General features: G+C 41.6%; 12 protein-coding genes. 7 read left to right on the plus strand and 5 right to left on the minus strand.

The features are described 5' to 3' along the window. The first annotated feature begins 118 nt into the window (after positions 1 to 118). The 3 genes from BCY91_RS02350 (at position 119) to BCY91_RS02360 (ending at position 6,658) form a co-directional block, all read left to right on the plus strand. Complete coding sequence (locus tag BCY91_RS02350; protein WP_120180429.1) at positions 119 to 3,451, plus strand: TonB-dependent receptor; 3,333 nt, start codon at positions 119 to 121, stop codon at positions 3,449 to 3,451. Positions 3,452 to 3,518: 67 nt separating this feature from the next. Continuing rightward, complete coding sequence (locus BCY91_RS02355; RefSeq protein ID WP_182995287.1) at positions 3,519 to 5,381, plus strand: RagB/SusD family nutrient uptake outer membrane protein; 1,863 nt, start codon at positions 3,519 to 3,521, stop codon at positions 5,379 to 5,381. A gap of 245 nt (positions 5,382 to 5,626) precedes the next feature. Then, a complete protein-coding gene (locus BCY91_RS02360) occupies positions 5,627 to 6,658 on the plus strand; it encodes an LLM class flavin-dependent oxidoreductase (RefSeq protein WP_120180431.1) in 1,032 nt (343 codons plus the stop codon). A 173-nt stretch (positions 6,659 to 6,831) separates the two neighbouring features. Here BCY91_RS02360 and BCY91_RS02365 read toward each other — a convergent pair whose 3' ends face one another. The 5 genes from BCY91_RS02365 to rpe form a co-directional block, all read right to left on the minus strand. After that, positions 6,832 to 7,851, minus strand: coding sequence for a quinone-dependent dihydroorotate dehydrogenase (locus BCY91_RS02365; protein ID WP_120180432.1), 1,020 nt, complete (start codon positions 7,849 to 7,851; stop codon positions 6,832 to 6,834). 131 nt (positions 7,852 to 7,982) lie between these two features. Next, on the minus strand, positions 7,983 to 8,930 hold the full coding sequence (locus BCY91_RS02370) for a D-2-hydroxyacid dehydrogenase (protein ID WP_120180433.1): 948 nt from the start codon (positions 8,928 to 8,930) through the stop codon (positions 7,983 to 7,985). Positions 8,931 to 9,015: 85 nt separating this feature from the next. Beyond that, on the minus strand, positions 9,016 to 10,083 hold the full coding sequence (serC, locus tag BCY91_RS02375; protein ID WP_120180434.1) for a 3-phosphoserine/phosphohydroxythreonine transaminase: 1,068 nt from the start codon (positions 10,081 to 10,083) through the stop codon (positions 9,016 to 9,018). Between the two features lie 153 nt (positions 10,084 to 10,236). Then, on the minus strand, positions 10,237 to 12,654 hold the full coding sequence (locus BCY91_RS02380) for a TonB-dependent receptor (protein ID WP_120180435.1): 2,418 nt from the start codon (positions 12,652 to 12,654) through the stop codon (positions 10,237 to 10,239). 4 nt (positions 12,655 to 12,658) lie between these two features. Continuing rightward, positions 12,659 to 13,330 (minus strand): ribulose-phosphate 3-epimerase, encoded by a 672-nt coding sequence (rpe, locus tag BCY91_RS02385; protein ID WP_120180436.1) that lies wholly within the window; start codon positions 13,328 to 13,330, stop codon positions 12,659 to 12,661. A gap of 81 nt (positions 13,331 to 13,411) precedes the next feature. Here rpe and BCY91_RS02390 point away from each other — a divergent pair, with 81 nt between their 5' ends. The 4 genes from BCY91_RS02390 (at position 13,412) to BCY91_RS02410 (ending at position 17,342) form a co-directional block, all read left to right on the plus strand. Then, positions 13,412 to 13,942, plus strand: coding sequence for a YceI family protein (locus tag BCY91_RS02390; RefSeq protein ID WP_120180437.1), 531 nt, complete (start codon positions 13,412 to 13,414; stop codon positions 13,940 to 13,942). Positions 13,943 to 14,078: 136 nt separating this feature from the next. Next, complete coding sequence (locus BCY91_RS02395; RefSeq protein WP_120180438.1) at positions 14,079 to 16,220, plus strand: RHS repeat domain-containing protein; 2,142 nt, start codon at positions 14,079 to 14,081, stop codon at positions 16,218 to 16,220. A 1-nt stretch (position 16,221) separates the two neighbouring features. After that, positions 16,222 to 16,656 carry a hypothetical protein gene (locus BCY91_RS02400; RefSeq protein ID WP_120180439.1) on the plus strand — a complete coding sequence of 145 codons (435 nt, stop codon included), beginning with the start codon at positions 16,222 to 16,224 and terminating at the stop codon, positions 16,654 to 16,656. 404 nt (positions 16,657 to 17,060) lie between these two features. Beyond that, positions 17,061 to 17,342: an IS1 family transposase gene (locus tag BCY91_RS02410; protein WP_120180441.1), complete on the plus strand. Its 282-nt coding sequence runs from the start codon at positions 17,061 to 17,063 to the stop codon at positions 17,340 to 17,342. The last annotated feature ends 25 nt before the right edge of the window (positions 17,343 to 17,367 follow it).

Here is a 17,367-nt window from a genome sequence, read left to right on the forward strand (position 1 = left end):
TATGACATAGAAAAACCACCAAACAACAAACCCGCAGCACTAAGTGCCACGGGCTCTTATTTAAATAGCTAATACCCTAATGCTTGGGGAAGTATCAGTATTAACTAACTCCTAAATTATGATTTTTTCGAAAAGGAAAACCTTATTCGCCAATGTTTTTTGGCGCAAACTGCTCATGACTATGAAGCTCACTGCAATTTTAATATGCACCTGTTTAATAAATGTTTATGCAGGTGTATACGGGCAAAAGAAATTCAGTATCAACGCCAGCGATGTTACTGTGAAAGAGATGCTGAAAAAAATAGAGAAGGAAAGCGATTTCTCAATATTTTACCGTCCGGACCAGATTAACCTCAAAAAGAAGATTTCTGTACAAACAGAAGATGCCGGTATCAGCGATTTGTTGGCGCAAATACTAGTTGGGCAACCTCTAAATTACGAATTAAGCAACAACACCATCGTAATTAAACCCGAAGCTGCCGATTATACCATTAACGGTAAGGTAGTTGACGAAAAAGGTTTAGCGCTGCCGGGCGCAACTGTGAGTATTAAAGGTGGCAGCCAAAGTACATTAACCAACGAGAACGGCGAATTTAGCCTGCGCATTAGCGGAAACGCACCCGTAACATTGGTAGTTACTTATTTAGGTTTTGATACGCAGGAAGTGAGCGCAACAATGAGCAACACCAATCTAACTATTTCTTTAGTTTCGGCGTCGTCTACCTTGAATGAAGTAGTTGTAATTGGCTACGGAACAGTAAAGAAAAGAGATTTAACAGGTTCGGTATCGTCTGTAAAGGCAGAGGAAATTACATTAAATCCGGTAAGCAACCCAATAGAGGCCATTCAAGGTAGGGTTGCGGGTTTGGATATACAACGTTCAAGTGGTTCGGCGGGCTCTAGTTCGTCTGTTCTACTTAGGGGTAATAGGTCTATCACCGCAAGTGGCGATCCGTTGTATATCATCGATGGCTTTCCTGGTAGTATCAACACGCTTAATCCCAATGATATTGAGACCATCGATGTATTAAAAGACGCGTCATCAACAGCAATTTACGGCGCTTCTGGCGCAAATGGTGTAATCATCATCACCACAAAAAAAGCGAAAGAAGGCAAAGCGCAAATAACAGCGAACAGCTATTATGGCATTAACGGGTTTTCAGAATATCCAAAACCGCTTATGGGCGATGCTTGGGTGCGATATCTTAAAGATAAATACTACGCAACGAACGGTGTAGAACCAAATAGTTTGTTAGATTTAAATCTTCCGTTGGCAGTTACGCAGGCTATTGACGCTAACCAATATGTTGATTGGGTTGATGAAACGCTACAAACTGGGCAACAACAAAACCACCATGTCTCTATCAGCGGCGGAAGCGAAAAGGTAAAAGGATACCTGTCTTTAGGTTACATTAATGAAAAAGGAATTTACCCTAATGATGAGGTAGACATCTTCAATAACAGAGCCGGAGTCGACGTAACTTTCAACAAAATTGTATCTGCGGGGGTGCAGAGCACGGTAAACTGGCGTAACAGAGACCAGACTAACAGTAGGATCAACAAATCTTTCGGTATCTATCCGGTAGGTACGGTTTACAATCCCGATGGCACTATTAATTTGTTTCCTATCGGCGATGCAACAGTTTCTCCTTTAGCCAACTACGCCCCTGGTGTGTTTGTTGACAACAGTAAAAACTTAAACTTGGCGGTTAATCCTTACCTCCAACTAAATCCAATTAAAAACCTCAGCATCCGCTCAAACTTAGGAATCACGTTGTCAAATTCCAGACAAGGCACCTTCCAAAACGAACGTTCATATAACATGGCTTCCGAGTCTAGGAACACAAAGGCGGCAAGCTATGACACAGGCATAGGTTACAATTATTTATGGGAAAACATCCTAAATTATAAATTCACGCTAAACACAGATCACTCGTTTGACCTTACCGGTATCACTTCAATGGCCAAAAACCAAAGAGAAACATCATCACTATACGGAGAAGGTTTAGATTACGATGAGTTTTTGTACTATAACTTGGGAGCTGCACCCAACATTACCGGTAAAAGTACCCGCTACGAAGCTACAGAGCGTTTATCATTTGCAGGACGTGTGAACTACAGCTATAAAGGAAAGTATTTGCTTACCGCATCTTTAAGATCAGACGGTGTTTCACAACTGGTTAAAAAATGGTCCAGTTTTCCTTCGGTGGCTGCTGCATGGCGAATTAGTGAGGAAAATTTCATGGCTGATACGCGTGATTGGCTAAATAGCCTGAAACTGCGAGCAAGTTATGGTGTTGCTGGATCTGCAAATATCGGTGCATACCAAACCGCAACAGAGGTGGCTTCAAAAGATGGCACTAATATGTCTTTGGGCGGTGCTAACCCGGTGCCTATTTATGTGCTGAAATCATCATTAGGCAATCCGGATCTTACTTGGGAGAAATCGTACACCACGGACGTCGGTTTAGATATTTCGGTGTTGGACAACCGCTTGGAGTTAAGTGCGGACTATTATTCCACAGAAACTAAAGGAGTTTTATATGCGCGAAAACTGCCTTATACTTCTGGCGGATTTGATGCTAAAACCGCATATACAAAGGTTTCGAACATCGCTGATACAGAAAATAAAGGTTTCGAACTTACCGCTAGTAGCAGAAACATCGTAAACAAAAACTTCACTTGGAATACTAACCTAACCTTTAGCACTGGTAAAGAAAAGCTAAACAGCATCGATTTAGGAGGCAACGTAAGCGCTACAGATTTAATTTCTGAAGGCTTGTTTATCGGCTATCCTACCAGATCAATATACGGCTACAAAAAACTAGGGGTATGGCAGTTAGGAGAAGAGACCGAAGCGGCAAAATACGGTGCCAAACCGGGTGACCTCAAACTTGCAACAGTAGAGAAATTTGACGCAAATGGCGTGTCAGACGGCGGGGTACACCCATATTCTGCAGCAGATAGAATGGTACTAGGGCACGAGAACCCGAGCTGGAGTTTAGGTTTGCAAAACGCTTTTACGTACAAAAGTTTCGATTTAACGGTTTTTGCCGTTATGCGATACGGACAAACTATAGATGCAGACATACTAGGCTACTATAATACGGTTACCCAGCCTGCATTTTATAACTACTGGACTCCAACTAACCCCACTAATGATTATCCGCAACCGTTAACAGGCACCGGCATTAATACCACCTACAAAGCTGCCTTAAACATTGTTGACGGATCTTACTTTAAAATCAAAAATATCACACTCGGATATCGTTTGCCAACAGATTTTTCTAAGAAGGCAGGCTTTTCAAACTTTCGGATTTACGCAACTGCATATAACCCCTTTATTGTTGCCAAAAGCCACCTGTTAAAAGAGGTAGATCCGGAAACCGGAGGAACAGATAGTTTCCCGCTTTATAAGCAATTAGTGTTTGGTATTAATCTTTCTTTTTAGGTTTTAGAGCATGAAATTATCAAGGTTGAATAAGATGATTACTTCATCATCGATAAAAAACAAACAGATGAAAAATAAACATTCAAAGTATATAATCGCATGTGTACTAGCATTGGCAAGTACATTCAATGCGTGCCAGCTAGACGAGTACAATCCGAGTACAGTTTCAAAAGAAACTGCTTATGGAAATAAGAACGGATATGACGGTCTAATCAATTCGTGCTACACGGACCTTTATTATTTTTACGGCAAAATTGACATCATTGGCCCCACAGAAATGGGCACAGATTTATGGGTAAATTATGGAACAAGCGAAAGTGGTTTGGTTACCTACGACAACACATTAGGCACAGCCACCGGAACGCTAAAAACCGTTTGGAACGGGCTTTACAGCATTGTTAACTTAGCTAATACCGCAATTTATTACGGTGATGATGTTAAGGGCTACGCTAGCGATGCAGAAAGAAAGGCTAAAGTTGCAGAAGCGTATTTTATGCGCGCTTTTGCAAACTTTAATTTAGTAGAACTTTTTGGAGATGTTACCTTACGCACTACCTCGTCTGCTGTTGAAGGCGTAGACGACAAACCTAAAAGAGCAACCGAGAAAGAATTTTATGATTTGATTATATCAGACTTAAAGTTCGCCTGTGAGAATTTACCAGTTACGCAGGATTTGCGCGGTAGAGTTGCGAAAAAAGCGGCTTACGCGCTTTTATCTAAAGTGTATTTACAGCGCACGAGATTGGGCGAAAAGCAGGAGTTTGCACAACTTGCATTACAGACTGCAGAAGAATTGATAAACAATCCAGCGAAATATAACTGCGCGTTATATACAAGTGATGCCACACAGTCTGGCTATAGCAAGCTTTGGGCAGGGGCTAATAACAAGGTGAACACAGAGTTTTTATTTACCGAAGCAGTTGACCCTACTAGCGGCTACAATCCTGAAGGTTGGAACAGGGGGCGTACGCGTCAGTATTACCTCCCTGATTTGGGCGGTAGAGGTGCAGAATGGGGAACGCAAGAGAAAAGTGTGTTGTACGGTCGCTCTAACAGCAAGTACTTTAAGCCTAGTAAATATCTGCTTACCAGTGTTTTTGAACCGAGTGCTACTACCGTAGATACAAGATTCAAAGAAACCTTTACTTATAAATTTTATGCTAACAGCGATATAACTATCAGCAGCACACTGGCAACAAACTATGGCAAAGATGCATCTTTAGTTGGACATAAAATTTTGAGCACTACTGCCCAATATACCGGTCCCGAATATTTTTGGAGCTGGGGAGCAAAGCTAGAAGAAGAAAAAAACATGGAAAACGATAAAGGTTTATCTGTTTTTGTTCCTAACTGGACAATCCCTGCTAACGAGAAAAGGATGATCCCAGCATTGGTAGTAGATCCTTCAGATTTGTTTGCTACAAATGGAGACTATAAAAAACCTACGGATTTTGCGAACGGAGTTGATTTAACCAATATGTTTCCAGCATTTAAGAAATTTTCATCTAAAATGTGGGATTATACCAACCAGTATTGGATGGGCGACATCCCAATCATAAGATTAGGCGACATTTATCTGGTTGCGGCAGAAGCTGCACTTTTGACCTCAGACCCGGCGACAGCTGTTAAATACGTGAATATCATCCGCGACAGGGCAGCTTTGAGCGGCGATAAAACAGCCATAGAAGTGCCTCAATCTGCGGTTACCATTGATTTTATTTCAGATGAAAGAGCGCGTGAACTTGCCGGCGAACACATGCGATGGTTTGATTTGAAACGCATGGGCAAATTAACCAAAAGCTACCTTTCTGCCACAAATCCGCTAGTGGGAGCGAATTTCAAGGACGGTTTACACACAAAACGCCCTATCCCACAGTCTTTCTTAGATGCCATCTCAAACGCATCGGAATATGGAAGTAATGGATATTAATATTAATTTTAATTATCATTACAAAAAGGAGAGCTCATAGCTCTCCTTTTTTATGAAACCTTTGGTAGCGATCACCTTGTTTGAAAGCAGACAAGGAAACAGCTGGGTATATTTACAAGCCAGCTATCGTCACCTCCTACCCGCCTATCAGCCTTCCACAGAACCATTTTTTTCGCCAGGCCTAAAAAAAACATTGTCATAAAGCCCCGTCTTCTACCTAAACCCTTTTTATTATATTTACACATATGGAACTAGGTATCGGAATGTTTGGCGACTTGCAGCACAACCAGGCGGGGCAGATACAAGCCCCTCAAGAGCGCTTGCAAGAAATTATAGAAGAGGTAAAATTAATGGACCAGCTGGGGCTGGATTTTTTTGGCATTGGTGAACATCACCGGCCAGATTATGCCGTATCTGTCCCAGAAATCATTTTAGCCGCTACGGCAACGGTAACAAAGCGTATCAAATTGGGCAGTGCGGTTTCTGTCTTAAGCTCATCGGACCCGGTGAAGCTTTACCAGAGTTTTGCTACAATAGATTTGATTTCTAACGGCAGGGCCGAGCTTACCGCCGGCAGGGGAAGCTTTATAGAATCTTTTCCGCTTTACGGGCAAAGTTTGGACGATTATAACGAGCTTTTTGTAGAAAAGCTAAACCTGCTATTGAAAATCAACAACGAAAACCCAATTACTTGGAGTGGTAAATTTCGCCCTACGCTAAACCGCCAAAACATTTTGCCGCGCGCCCTCAACAATAACTTGGCAATATGGATTGCTGTTGGTGGCACCCCCGAATCTGTTGAACGAGCCGCGCGTTTAGGCTTGCCGGTTATTTTTGCAATTATCGGCGGAAACCCTCGCCAGTTTGAGCCTTTATTTAAGTACTATAAAGATGTGTACCGCCATTACAAACACGATGAAAGCAAAATGCAGATTGGCGTACATATGCATTCATTTTTTGGCCTAGACAGCAAAGCTGTGGCCGATTATTACTATCCGCTTTACTCGGCACAAATGGACCGGGTGGGCAAATCAAGAGGCTGGCCTCCTTACCAAAAAAATCAGTTTGATTATGGGCGAAGCGAAAACGGGGCTTTAATTATCGGCGATGTAAATGAGGCCGTAGATAAAATTTTGCAGATGCAAGAGCTGTTCGGGCTTACGCGCTTTTCGGCACATATGGATGTTGGCGGTCCATCGCATCAAGAGATGATGAAGTCTATCGAGCTTTTTGGAAGCGAAATTGCCCCGCAGGTTCGTAAAGCTTTACGGAGTTAGTTGGCTAGTTATTAGGTGGTTAGGTGGTTAGGGATTAGGGATTAGTTTGTTGGGTGTTAGGTGTTGGTCAAATCGTTTCTTCCCCCAATTGGCGGAAGAAACGCATACATATCATCTGGTGTTAGTGATATTAAAACAAACAACAAGAGTTATAAAAGTTTAATAGCCAGGCGCTAAGCCAAACTTTTCAAAATCCTTTTTATTAATCCAGGGCCTTCGTATATAAAACCGGTATAAACTTGTACTAATGATGCGCCGGCTTCCAGTTTTTCTTTAGCGTCTTTAGCGCTATGTATGCCTCCCACCCCAATAATTGGGAAAGCCCGGTTTGACTGTTGCGCCAGATAACGGATAACCTCTGTAGAACGCGCCGTTAATGGCTTACCACTTAAGCCTCCCGTTTCGGAAGTTTTGCTTTCGGGACTTTGAAGATTTTCTCTTGAAATTGTGGTGTTGGTTGCTATTACTCCGGCTATACCTGTTTCTTGTACAATCTCAACAATATCATCTAATTGCTCATTGCTTAAATCCGGAGCTATTTTCAGCAAAATGGGCCTAAACACCCCATTCTTTAAATTTCTTTTTTGCAGGGTATGCAAAATGTTTTTTAAAGGTTCTTTTTCCTGCAAAGCACGCAAACCCGGCGTATTGGGCGAACTTACGTTCACCACAAAATAATCTACCACATCAAAAAGGGCATCAAAGCATTTGATATAATCGCTCACCGCATCTTCATTAGGCGTAACTTTATTTTTACCGATGTTGCCGCCGATTAATATCCCTTCCCTTTTTACGGATTTTAGCTTTCGCGCCAGCACCTCAACCCCTTTATTGTTGAAGCCCATCCGGTTAATTAAGGCTTCGTCTGCGGGCAGGCGGAACATCCGTGGCTTATCATTACCGGGTTGCGGCAAAGGCGTTACCGTACCAACTTCAATAAATCCAAAGCCAAAATTAGCCAGCTCTTCAATAAATTCGCCGTTTTTGTCAAACCCCGCCGCTAAACCTACCGGATTTTTAAACTTTAAACCGAAAACTTCCCGCTCTAAATTTTTATCATTTACGGTGTACATCGATTTTAATAAACGTGGGAGGCCCCATATTTTTTGGGCAAATTTTAAAGTGTCCGTTACGGTGTAATGAATTTTCTCAGGATCAAACTGAAAAAAAACGGGTTTAATGAGTTTGTACATACTTTTTTTATCGGCGTTTGCGAAAGTAGCAAATAGAGGGCAAAAATGACGCATGAGCCTTATTTATTTACAGCCCCACCTATAAAAAAGCCCCCATTGTGGTGGAGGCTTTCTTTATGAAACAATATTGATTAACCTTTTAAGTGGCCAATCAGCAAATTGGCAAGTTCAACGCCAATTCTTTCTTGTGCTTCGTTGGTTGCTGCGCCAATATGTGGCGTTAATGAGATTTTTGGGTGCTGTAAAATTTCTGTGCGAGGAGTCGGTTCGTTGTCAAACACGTCTAATCCGGCGAAAGCCACTTTACCGCTGTCTAAAGCTTCAATTAAAGCCAGCTCGTCTATAGTGCCTCCTCTAGAGCAGTTTACAATACCTACGCCCGTTTTTACTTTTTCAAACTCTTCTTTGCCCAAAACCGGTTTTTCTGTAAACGGGATGTGCAGCGAAATAAAATCAGCTTCGGCTAATAAAGTATCAAAGTCTACTTTTTTAACAGGTACATCTACTTTTATACCACCAGAAAGCTCCAATGGCAAGGTAGCGGGGATATCATACAAATCATAAGCTAAAACATCCATACCGGCTCCTAAAGCCAATTTAGCGGTTTCTTTACCGATACGGCCAAAGCCGATAATACCCAATTTTTTGCCTTTTAACTCTACGCCTTTTGCATAAGCTTTTTTAAGCGCGTTAAATTTGGTATTGCCTTCTACCGGCATTTTACGGTTAGCATCGTAAACAAAACGAACACCGTTAAACAGGTGCGTAAACACCAACTCGGCAACAGATTGTGAAGAAGCTGCAGGGGTATTTTCTACCGCAATGCCTTTGCTTTTTGCATAAGCTACATCAATATTATCCATACCCACACCGCCACGGCCAATCACTTTTAAGTTAGGGCAAGCGTCAATTAAATCTTGGCGTACTTTAGTTGCGCTTCTAACGGTAATGCCATCATAAGCATTTAGCTTAGAAGCCAATTCTTCTTGTGGGATGTTGTTTGTATCTACCTCAATACCGGCATCTTCTAACAGTTTTTTACCTATCGGGTCGATACCGTCGTTTGCTAAAATTCTCATTCTTTTCTGCTTTTCCGGTGCCAGTTTCCGCCATCCGTTTTTGCGAATCAGCGAAAGCTGTACACCTATTTTTTATATGGGTTTGTTAAACGTTTTTTTCTGCAAATTCTTGCATGGCCTCTACCAAAGCATGTACGCTGGTAATTGGCAATGCGTTGTATAAAGATGCCCTGAAACCGCCAACGCTGCGGTGACCTTTAATGCCCACGCAGCCTTTTTCTTCTGCAAATTTCAAGAAAGGTTTTTCTAAATCTGGATTTTCCATTACAAAGCAAACACTCATTTTAGAGCGGTCTTCTACCGCTGCGGTGCCTTTAAACAATGGGTTCCTGTCTATCTCTGCGTAAAGCGCTTTTGCTTTTTCGTTGTTTTCTTTCTCAATTTCTGCAACGCCCCCTTTAGCTTTTAACCAGCGCAAGTTCAACATCGCGGTGTAAACCGAAAATACCGGAGGCGTGTTGTACATAGAAACTGCGTCTATTTGCTTTTGGTAATCTAGCATGGAAGGTATTTTACGGCCAGATTTCCCTAAAATCTCATCTTTCACAATCACTACGGTTGCGCCGGCTGGGCCGATGTTTTTTTGTGCACCGGCATAAATAAGGTCAAAATCTGCTACATTAATTACGCGGCTAAAAATATCCGACGACATATCGCAAACTTTGCCTACCGGTGTTTGCGGGAAGCTGTGCATTTGCGTGCCGTAAATAGTATTGTTAGAGGTGCAGTGGAAATAAGCACTATCCGCATTTACCGTGTAGTCTTTAGGGATATAGCTGTAATTTTTATCTTTTGATGAAGCAATAACTTCGGCATTGCCAATTAGGTTGGCCTCGGCGAAAGCCTTTTTAGCCCATACACCGGTTTCTAAGAAAACCGCTTTTTTATCTTCTGGCAAAAGGTTATAAGCCGTCATAGCAAACTGTAAGCTTGCACCGCCCTGTAAAAATAAAACCGAATAGCCTTCAGGAACGTTCAACAATTCTTTCACTAAACTGATGGCTTCGTCCATTACGGCCACAAATTCTGGCGCGCGGTGCGAAATTTCTAAAATAGATAAGCCAGTGTTGTTAAAATTTAAAACTCCGTGTGAAGCCTGTTTAAATACTTCCTGTGGCAAAATGCAGGGACCTGCACCAAAATTGTGTTTCATTTATTCAAAGTTTGGTATAAATAGTAAGGATTTATTTTTGCACAAGCCATTATACGCGGTAGGTATAATTTCAGCTGTGCAATGCTAGATGTCATTCTTATTTAGAATTAAGTCCCAAATTTATGATAAACATTAATCAAGTCCTAGTTTATTTTAAAATTTCACAACTAATCTTACATTCAATTGTCTTGATGTTAAATAGTTTGGGATAGCGTAGCTATGATTGTTAACGTCTGTAAGCCATAAATACGACACCGTGTTGTTAATATTTAGTAAATTAAATACCTCGGCGTACAAGATAACCGAGCTTAAATAACGCTTTAAGAAGGCGGGTGGACGTACGCTTTCTGCATCTAAAAAGTCTTTAGAAAAACCGATGTCCAAACGTTTATAAGCCGGGATGTGATAGTTTTGCTGATAGCGTTCGGAAGCCGGAGGACCTGTTGGCAAACGCGAGCCAAAAAGCAAGTTGAGGTGCACCTTATAGGTTGGGCTATTGAACAAACGGTCCTGAAAAAAGGCCGAAAAGTTTACCCGCTGGTCTGTTGGCCGTTTTAGGTAACCAGGATAAACCGTGGTGAAAGTGCCATCGCTGTTTTTTTGCTGATAGCTGTCGCCCGCAATGTCTTCGGCGGTTTTCATGATGGATAAACGGAAGGAAGACTCTAAGTCTTTCACAAACTCGCCACTGACGCGAAAATCAACGCCGGTTGCATAACCCTTAGCCTCTTGATCTGCATAATACCTAATCCTTAAATTCTCGATATCATAAGGCGTTAAATGGTACATGGATTTATAATAAGTCTCTGCCAAGAAGTTGAGTGTGGTGCCTAAACCTTTAAATTTGGTTTCTGATGACAGCACAACATGCAATGATTGTTGCGACTTTGCCTGCCGGTTAAGCAGGCCGTTGAAGTTACGTGCTTCGCGGTAAAAAGGCGGTTGCGCGTACAGCCCCGTGGCAAAACGGTAAACCTGATTAAGATGCTTGCTGGGCGTGTAGGCTAAGATGGCCCTAGGACTAAGTAGCAATTCTTTGGTAAAGGTGTTGTAGTTTAAACGCATCCCGGCGGTTAAAGCTAGCTGATGATTTAAATCTGTAGTATTTTGTAAATAAGCACTATATCTGTACGTGTTTAAACTATTACTTGCAGATGTAGATCGTGTGAGTTCAAAGTTCTGGTACTGGTTGGGCAAGGCAAAACCCGCCGAATCTATCAGCTCAAACTCCTTTAAAACATCGCTGATTTTATCGTATTGGTAACGCAAGCCACCCTCCCAAAAAGATTTGTTGCCACTATAGCTCAATTTAAGTTCTGACGCATATACATCGGCCAGCATTTGGTTACGACCAAAATTTTGGAAAGCGCCAATGCCCCTGTTTGCTTTTACCTGCCCAAAAGTACCGCTGGCAAAATCGTTCTCAATCTCGTCAAAAACATAAGTCCCTAAAATGTCGAAGTTCTCCTTTTCGGTAATCAAAAACATGGAGTTTACCCACTTAAGCCGGACACGTTCAGTTAAACGGCTGTTGAGTGTTAAAGCAGCCAAACTGTTGCTGTACTCGTCTTTCTCCTGACCTTCATAATCTACATTGAGGCGCAAAATCTCGTTTAGCGTACCAAACTCGGTAACGCGCGATTGTGGACGTAAACCAAAACGGCTAGTGTTATAAGCCCCAAAGAAGCTTAAGCTGTTATTTTTGTTAAATTGATAATTTACAGAAGCCTGAAAATCATGAAACTGTGGTTCGTAAGCCCCCACAACTGGCTGTGCATTTAAAATAAGTTTATTTTGTTTGTTCCGATAGGCCACTGCCCCATTCAGCTTTCCCCACTTGAAAAAGCCGGTTGCTGATGCGCCGTTGGTGCCAATGGCCGCCGTGTACTTTAAACTATCCGTGGTTTTGTATTGTACATCTAGTACCGATGACATTTTGTCGCCGTAGCGCGCGCTAAAGCCTCCGGCAGAAAATTTTACACTGCTTACCAAATCGGGGTTAATTAAGCTAAGTCCTTCTTGCTGACCGTTGCGCACCAAAAAAGGCTTGTAAATTTCGATATCGTTGATGTAAATAAGGTTTTCGTCAAAATTACCGCCACGCACTGCGTATTGCGAGCTTAGCTCGTTATTGGTAGAAACCCCAGGCAGTTGTTTCAGAATAGACTCGAAACTTTGCGAGATATTGGGATTGCTACTGGCCAGTTTCGCTTCTACGGAAATCATGCCCGAGTTACGCAAGCTTTGGTCCTTTACGGTAACTTGTTGGAGATTTTGCGCATCTTTCTTTAAAATTAAATTTAAAAATTCACTACCCTTTTTTAGCTCATAATCAAAAGTTTGAGATACATAACCTAAATAAGTAATTCGGATAGAATAAGTGCCTTTCTGTAAAGCTAGCGCAAATTTGCCATCGGTGTTTGTGCTTGTAGATAGGCCATGATTTAACACTGTTATGCTTACACCAGATAATGCTTCGCCTTCTGTATCCACTACTTTTCCGCTCAACCTTACGTTTTGTGCAAAAGTGACAATTGGCAGTAAAAAAAACAGGAGAAACAGCTTGCGCATGAAATTAGGCACTTAGGATATCTGGCGAGATATTTCTTAACTCGGCAATGGTATGCAATGGATCCGGAGATCCGAAGATGGCATTACCGGCAACTAACACGTTGGCGCCGGCTTTTAGCAAAGCCAAAGAATTATGGGCACTTACGCCACCGTCAACCTCAATCCATAAATCCGGATTTAGCTCATTAGCCATGGTTTTTAATTCGCGCACTTTTTGGTAGCTATGCTCAATAAAAGTTTGTCCGCCAAAACCTGGGTTAACCGTCATGATAAGCACCATATCCAGCTCGGCTAAAATATCTTTTAACAACATTACCGGCGTATGTGGGTTTAGCGCCACCCCTGCTTTACAGCCTAGCTCTTTAATGCTTTGTACCGTGCGGTGCAAATGCGTACAAGCCTCGTAATGCACCGTGATGATGTTTGCGCCAACCTCTTTAAATTCTTTAAGATAACGGTCCGGCTCTACAATCATCAAATGCACGTCTAAAGGCTTGGCTGCAAAGTTTTTTACGGCAGCAATAACCGGAAAGCCGAAAGAAATATTAGGCACAAATTGCCCGTCCATCACGTCCACATGGATCAAACCTGCTTCGCTTTGGTTCAGCATCAAAATATCATCTTCGAGGTTCGCAAAATTAGCGGAAAGAATAGATGGGGAAATTATCGGCTTCATGCTCCAAAGATAGCAATTCGGCTTTCTTTACGAAATGTTAACATCGCGCCAAGCAATGCTTTATTTGTTTATATTTAGCTTATGCGCAGGTTATTGTTTTGTGTTTTTTTGTTGGTTTGCCTTAGGGCAGATGCCCAAAATTATCAATCGGCAGAGGTGTATGTGCACTTTTTTTCGCCTGCGCCCATTGCAGATATTGAGGCTGTGAGCCAGGCCGCGAAGGCTAATTTGAATACAGATAAAAAAGAGGTACATATCGAAATCCCGATCAGCAGTTTCACATTTAAGAAAGCGATGATGCAAACGCATTTTAACGAAAAATATCTGGAGAGTGAAAAATATCCAAAAGCAAGCTTTATAGGCAAGTACAAAGATGATATCCGTTTGGATAAAGACGGAATTTACCGCATTACTTTAACAGGAAAGTTTAGCCTGCACGGGGTTACGCGCCACAAAAACATCCCCTGCAATATCACCATCAAAAACGGCCGTATTACTTTTGAAAGCAGTTTTAGCGTGCTTAGCGCCGATTATAAAATTGAAGCACCGGATATGCTTTACCGCACCGTTGGCGAAAAGGTTGATGTTGATGTAACGGGGGGTTTGGAGTAGTTGGTTATTAGTTTGTAGGTGGTTAGGAGCTAGCTGGTTAGGAGTTAGTTTTGTAGCATGCTAATCGTCTAGTGTCCCCATACAGGTCTTAGACCTTTTAATAATCTTTTTTATATTTAACCAATTGGGACAAAGTATGCAACTGGTAATTAGGAAATTGGTCGCAGCGTCCCGCTACGACCAGGCGGAAGCCGTAAAGGCGGAAAGCAAGACTGCCTACGGTTTCGGCAGCCAGCTGACTGCTGCGGACGGCAAGAAACTGGACGCCAGCTACGCCTACTACCTCCACGGCCTGCTGGCCCGGATGGAGTTGGGAGACATCAACGGAAAGGTACAGGGCGTGGACTACGCCTATACGCTACAGGGCTGGCTAAAGGGCGTTAACGGGCAATCGCTCGATGCCTCGCAGGACATGGGTCTAGACGGTAACATTATAGCCAAAGATGCATTTGCCTATTCACTGGGTTATTATAACGGAGATTACCAGCCTATCGGAGGTTCCGCAAGCAACGCCTTTGGACGGAATTACGTATCATCTACTACAGACCTAACAGGCAAAAACCTCTACAACGGCAACATTGGCAACGCTACTTATGCGATACAGAATATAAGCAGCGGGCAAACCACAGGCTATACCTACGGCTACGACCAGCTGAACAGGCTTAAGCGTATGCGCCAGCATAATCTGGGCGGAAACACCGGTAACTGGGATGCATTGAGTATAAGCAACAGCTACGCAGAGGATTTTAACTACGATGCCAATGGCAATATCCTGAACCTACAACGGAGGAATGGTACAGGAGCTTTGATGGATAACCTTAGCTACGGTTACAATTATAGTAACGGCAATTTGCAGAATAACCGGCTCAACAGCGTAACAGATGCAGCGGGTGTGGTGAACAGTATTGATATAGGAAGCTCTTCTTACAGCTATGACGCTATAGGTAATTTAACCAGTGATACACAGGCAGGGATTAGTAATATAGACTGGACAGTTTATGGCAAGATAAAATCCATTGCCAAAACCGGTGGCAATATAGCATATAGCTACGATGCCGGAGGCAACCGAGTAAGCAAAACCTTTGGCAGTATTACCACCTACTATGTGCGGGACGCACAGGGCAACCCGCTGGCAGTTTATGAGCAGGCAGGCACTACCACCACATGGAAAGAACAGCAACTGTACGGCAGTTCCCGCTTGGGGATGTGGAAGCCGGATATTGATTTGGCCACAGCTACCGGCAATAGTGTGTGGGGCTTGATTGGGACGAAGAGCTACGAGCTGACGAACCATTTGGGGAATGTGCTTGCCGTTGTCTCGGATAAGCGTGTTGCAGTAAGCGGCGGCGGTTATGAGGCGGAGGTGTTGGGGGCGAGTGATTATTACAGTTTTGGCCAAAGCCAGCCCAACCGTACGTTTGGAAATTTAGGGAGATATTCCTTTAATGGAAAAGAAGATGATTCTGAAACAGGATTCCAGGATTATGGAATGCGGATGTATGATAAGCTTACCAGCCGGTTTATTTCTGTTGACCCGTTGACAAAAAAATATCCTGAATTATCAACTTACCAGTTTGCAAGTAACAGACCTGTTGATGGAGTTGATATGGATGGTTTAGAATTCTTGTCAATAAAGAATTATAGGCTAAATACTCCTCTTACTTTGATGACTAAAGATGCAATACTTAAAAAGTCTCAATTTGATAATTCTAGTGCTGGTAAATTCACTAACGGTGCGCTAAATACTACATTTGGAGCCGTAGGCGCTTTTGGTTCAGGAAGCTATATTGCAAGTACTGATGGATTAGGTGCGGTTTTAGGCGGTACAAGTGCTCTGGTCTATTCTACAACTAAAGTTGGGGTTGGAATAGCACAAATGGCTGACGCTTTTTCAAAGCCTTCATTACAAAATACGTCTCTTCATCAATCAAGTAATTTATTTGGTTTGGTGGCATATTCAAATAACAATAAAAGTGCTGGACTAATTGATGCTGGAGCAGATGTATTATTTGGTTTAGGAACTATTTATACACGAGGAGAAGCTTTAAATAATAAACTAGGTTTTGCATCATTAGGCATTTATACAGCAAGTGAGCAAGCTATAAAAAATCCTAATTTAGGTTCTGTATTAGGTGCTTATGATTCTTTAAATTCTGTATTAGGACTGGGTAAATCTATTAAAGAACAAAAAAATTCGATTAAGTTTAATATTCCAAAATTAGATACGAAAGAATTTGATTCCGCTTTGAAATCATTAGATACATTGCCTAAAAAATAATATGGAAGAAATTAAATGCTATAAAAATAAAGAAAGTTTTGAGTCTAAAATTTTGGGATTCTCAATTTTGATAATATTCGCTTTGGGGTTTGTTTATCTTGATTGGATTTGGATAGCATCGTTTTATTCAGTGTTTATAATAATTACATTTTATAGATATCTTAGTGGTAAAAGAGTTTTAGAGGTTATTTTGTCATCCAATAAAATCACATTTTATTACTTGGATAAATTTAAAAAAAAAGAGGAATCATTCTTTTTAGATAAAGTGTCTGCTGAAAAACAAAGGAAATCTTCCTTCAAATTTAGTGAAGTTTATAACTTAAAGATATTTGTTAATTCCGAATTTAAATTAATGTTGGAGAGCCAAACTGAGTTTTCTAATACAGATTTATTGGAGATATATGAATTAATTAATAATTACGTACCCAAACGGTAGTATTACAGATTTGTTGGTGGCAATATAAAAGGTTGATAATCAATATAAAAATGAAAAAAAAGTTTTAAAGAGACAGATAAATTGGGAGGTACAAAAGAGCTACCTGCTTTCTTTTTGTTGAAAACAGCAGGCGTAAAATGCTGGGGTACAGTATAGGTGTTACAGATTTGTTGGTGGTATTACAGATTTGTTGGCGGCAATATAAAATGTTGATAATCAATACAACAATGAAAGAAAGATTTAAAGAGACAGGTAAATTGGGAGGTACAAGAGGACTACCTGCTTTCTTTTTGTTGAAAACAGCAGGCGTAAAATGCTGGGGTACAGTTTAGGTGTTACAGATTTGTTGGTGAGCTGAGGTATAAGGGTTAACCATACGGTAATTTATATGATAATATGTTTTTATGGAATGTACAATATGTAAAAACGAATGTATAAAATGGGGTACCGGTAGCGGAAAACAGCGCTATAGATGCAACGGCTGTAAAAGAACATGCTATAAAAACTATAGCTATAAAGCCTATGGTCCGCAGACAAACAGGCAGATAGCGCTTCTGTTAAAGGAAGGATGCGGTATCAGCAGTATATCAAGAATTATGGATATTTCGGCAGTTACGGTAATCAGGCGTATTCTTTCTATTGCATCGGGAATTAAGAAACCGCCAGTTGCCATGGGCAGAACCTAATTTGGTCGTAGCGAGACGATACGTC

The sequence above is a fragment of the Pelobium manganitolerans genome, assembly GCF_003609575.1.
GTDB classification, from domain to species: Bacteria; Bacteroidota; Bacteroidia; order Sphingobacteriales; family Sphingobacteriaceae; genus Pseudopedobacter; species Pseudopedobacter manganitolerans.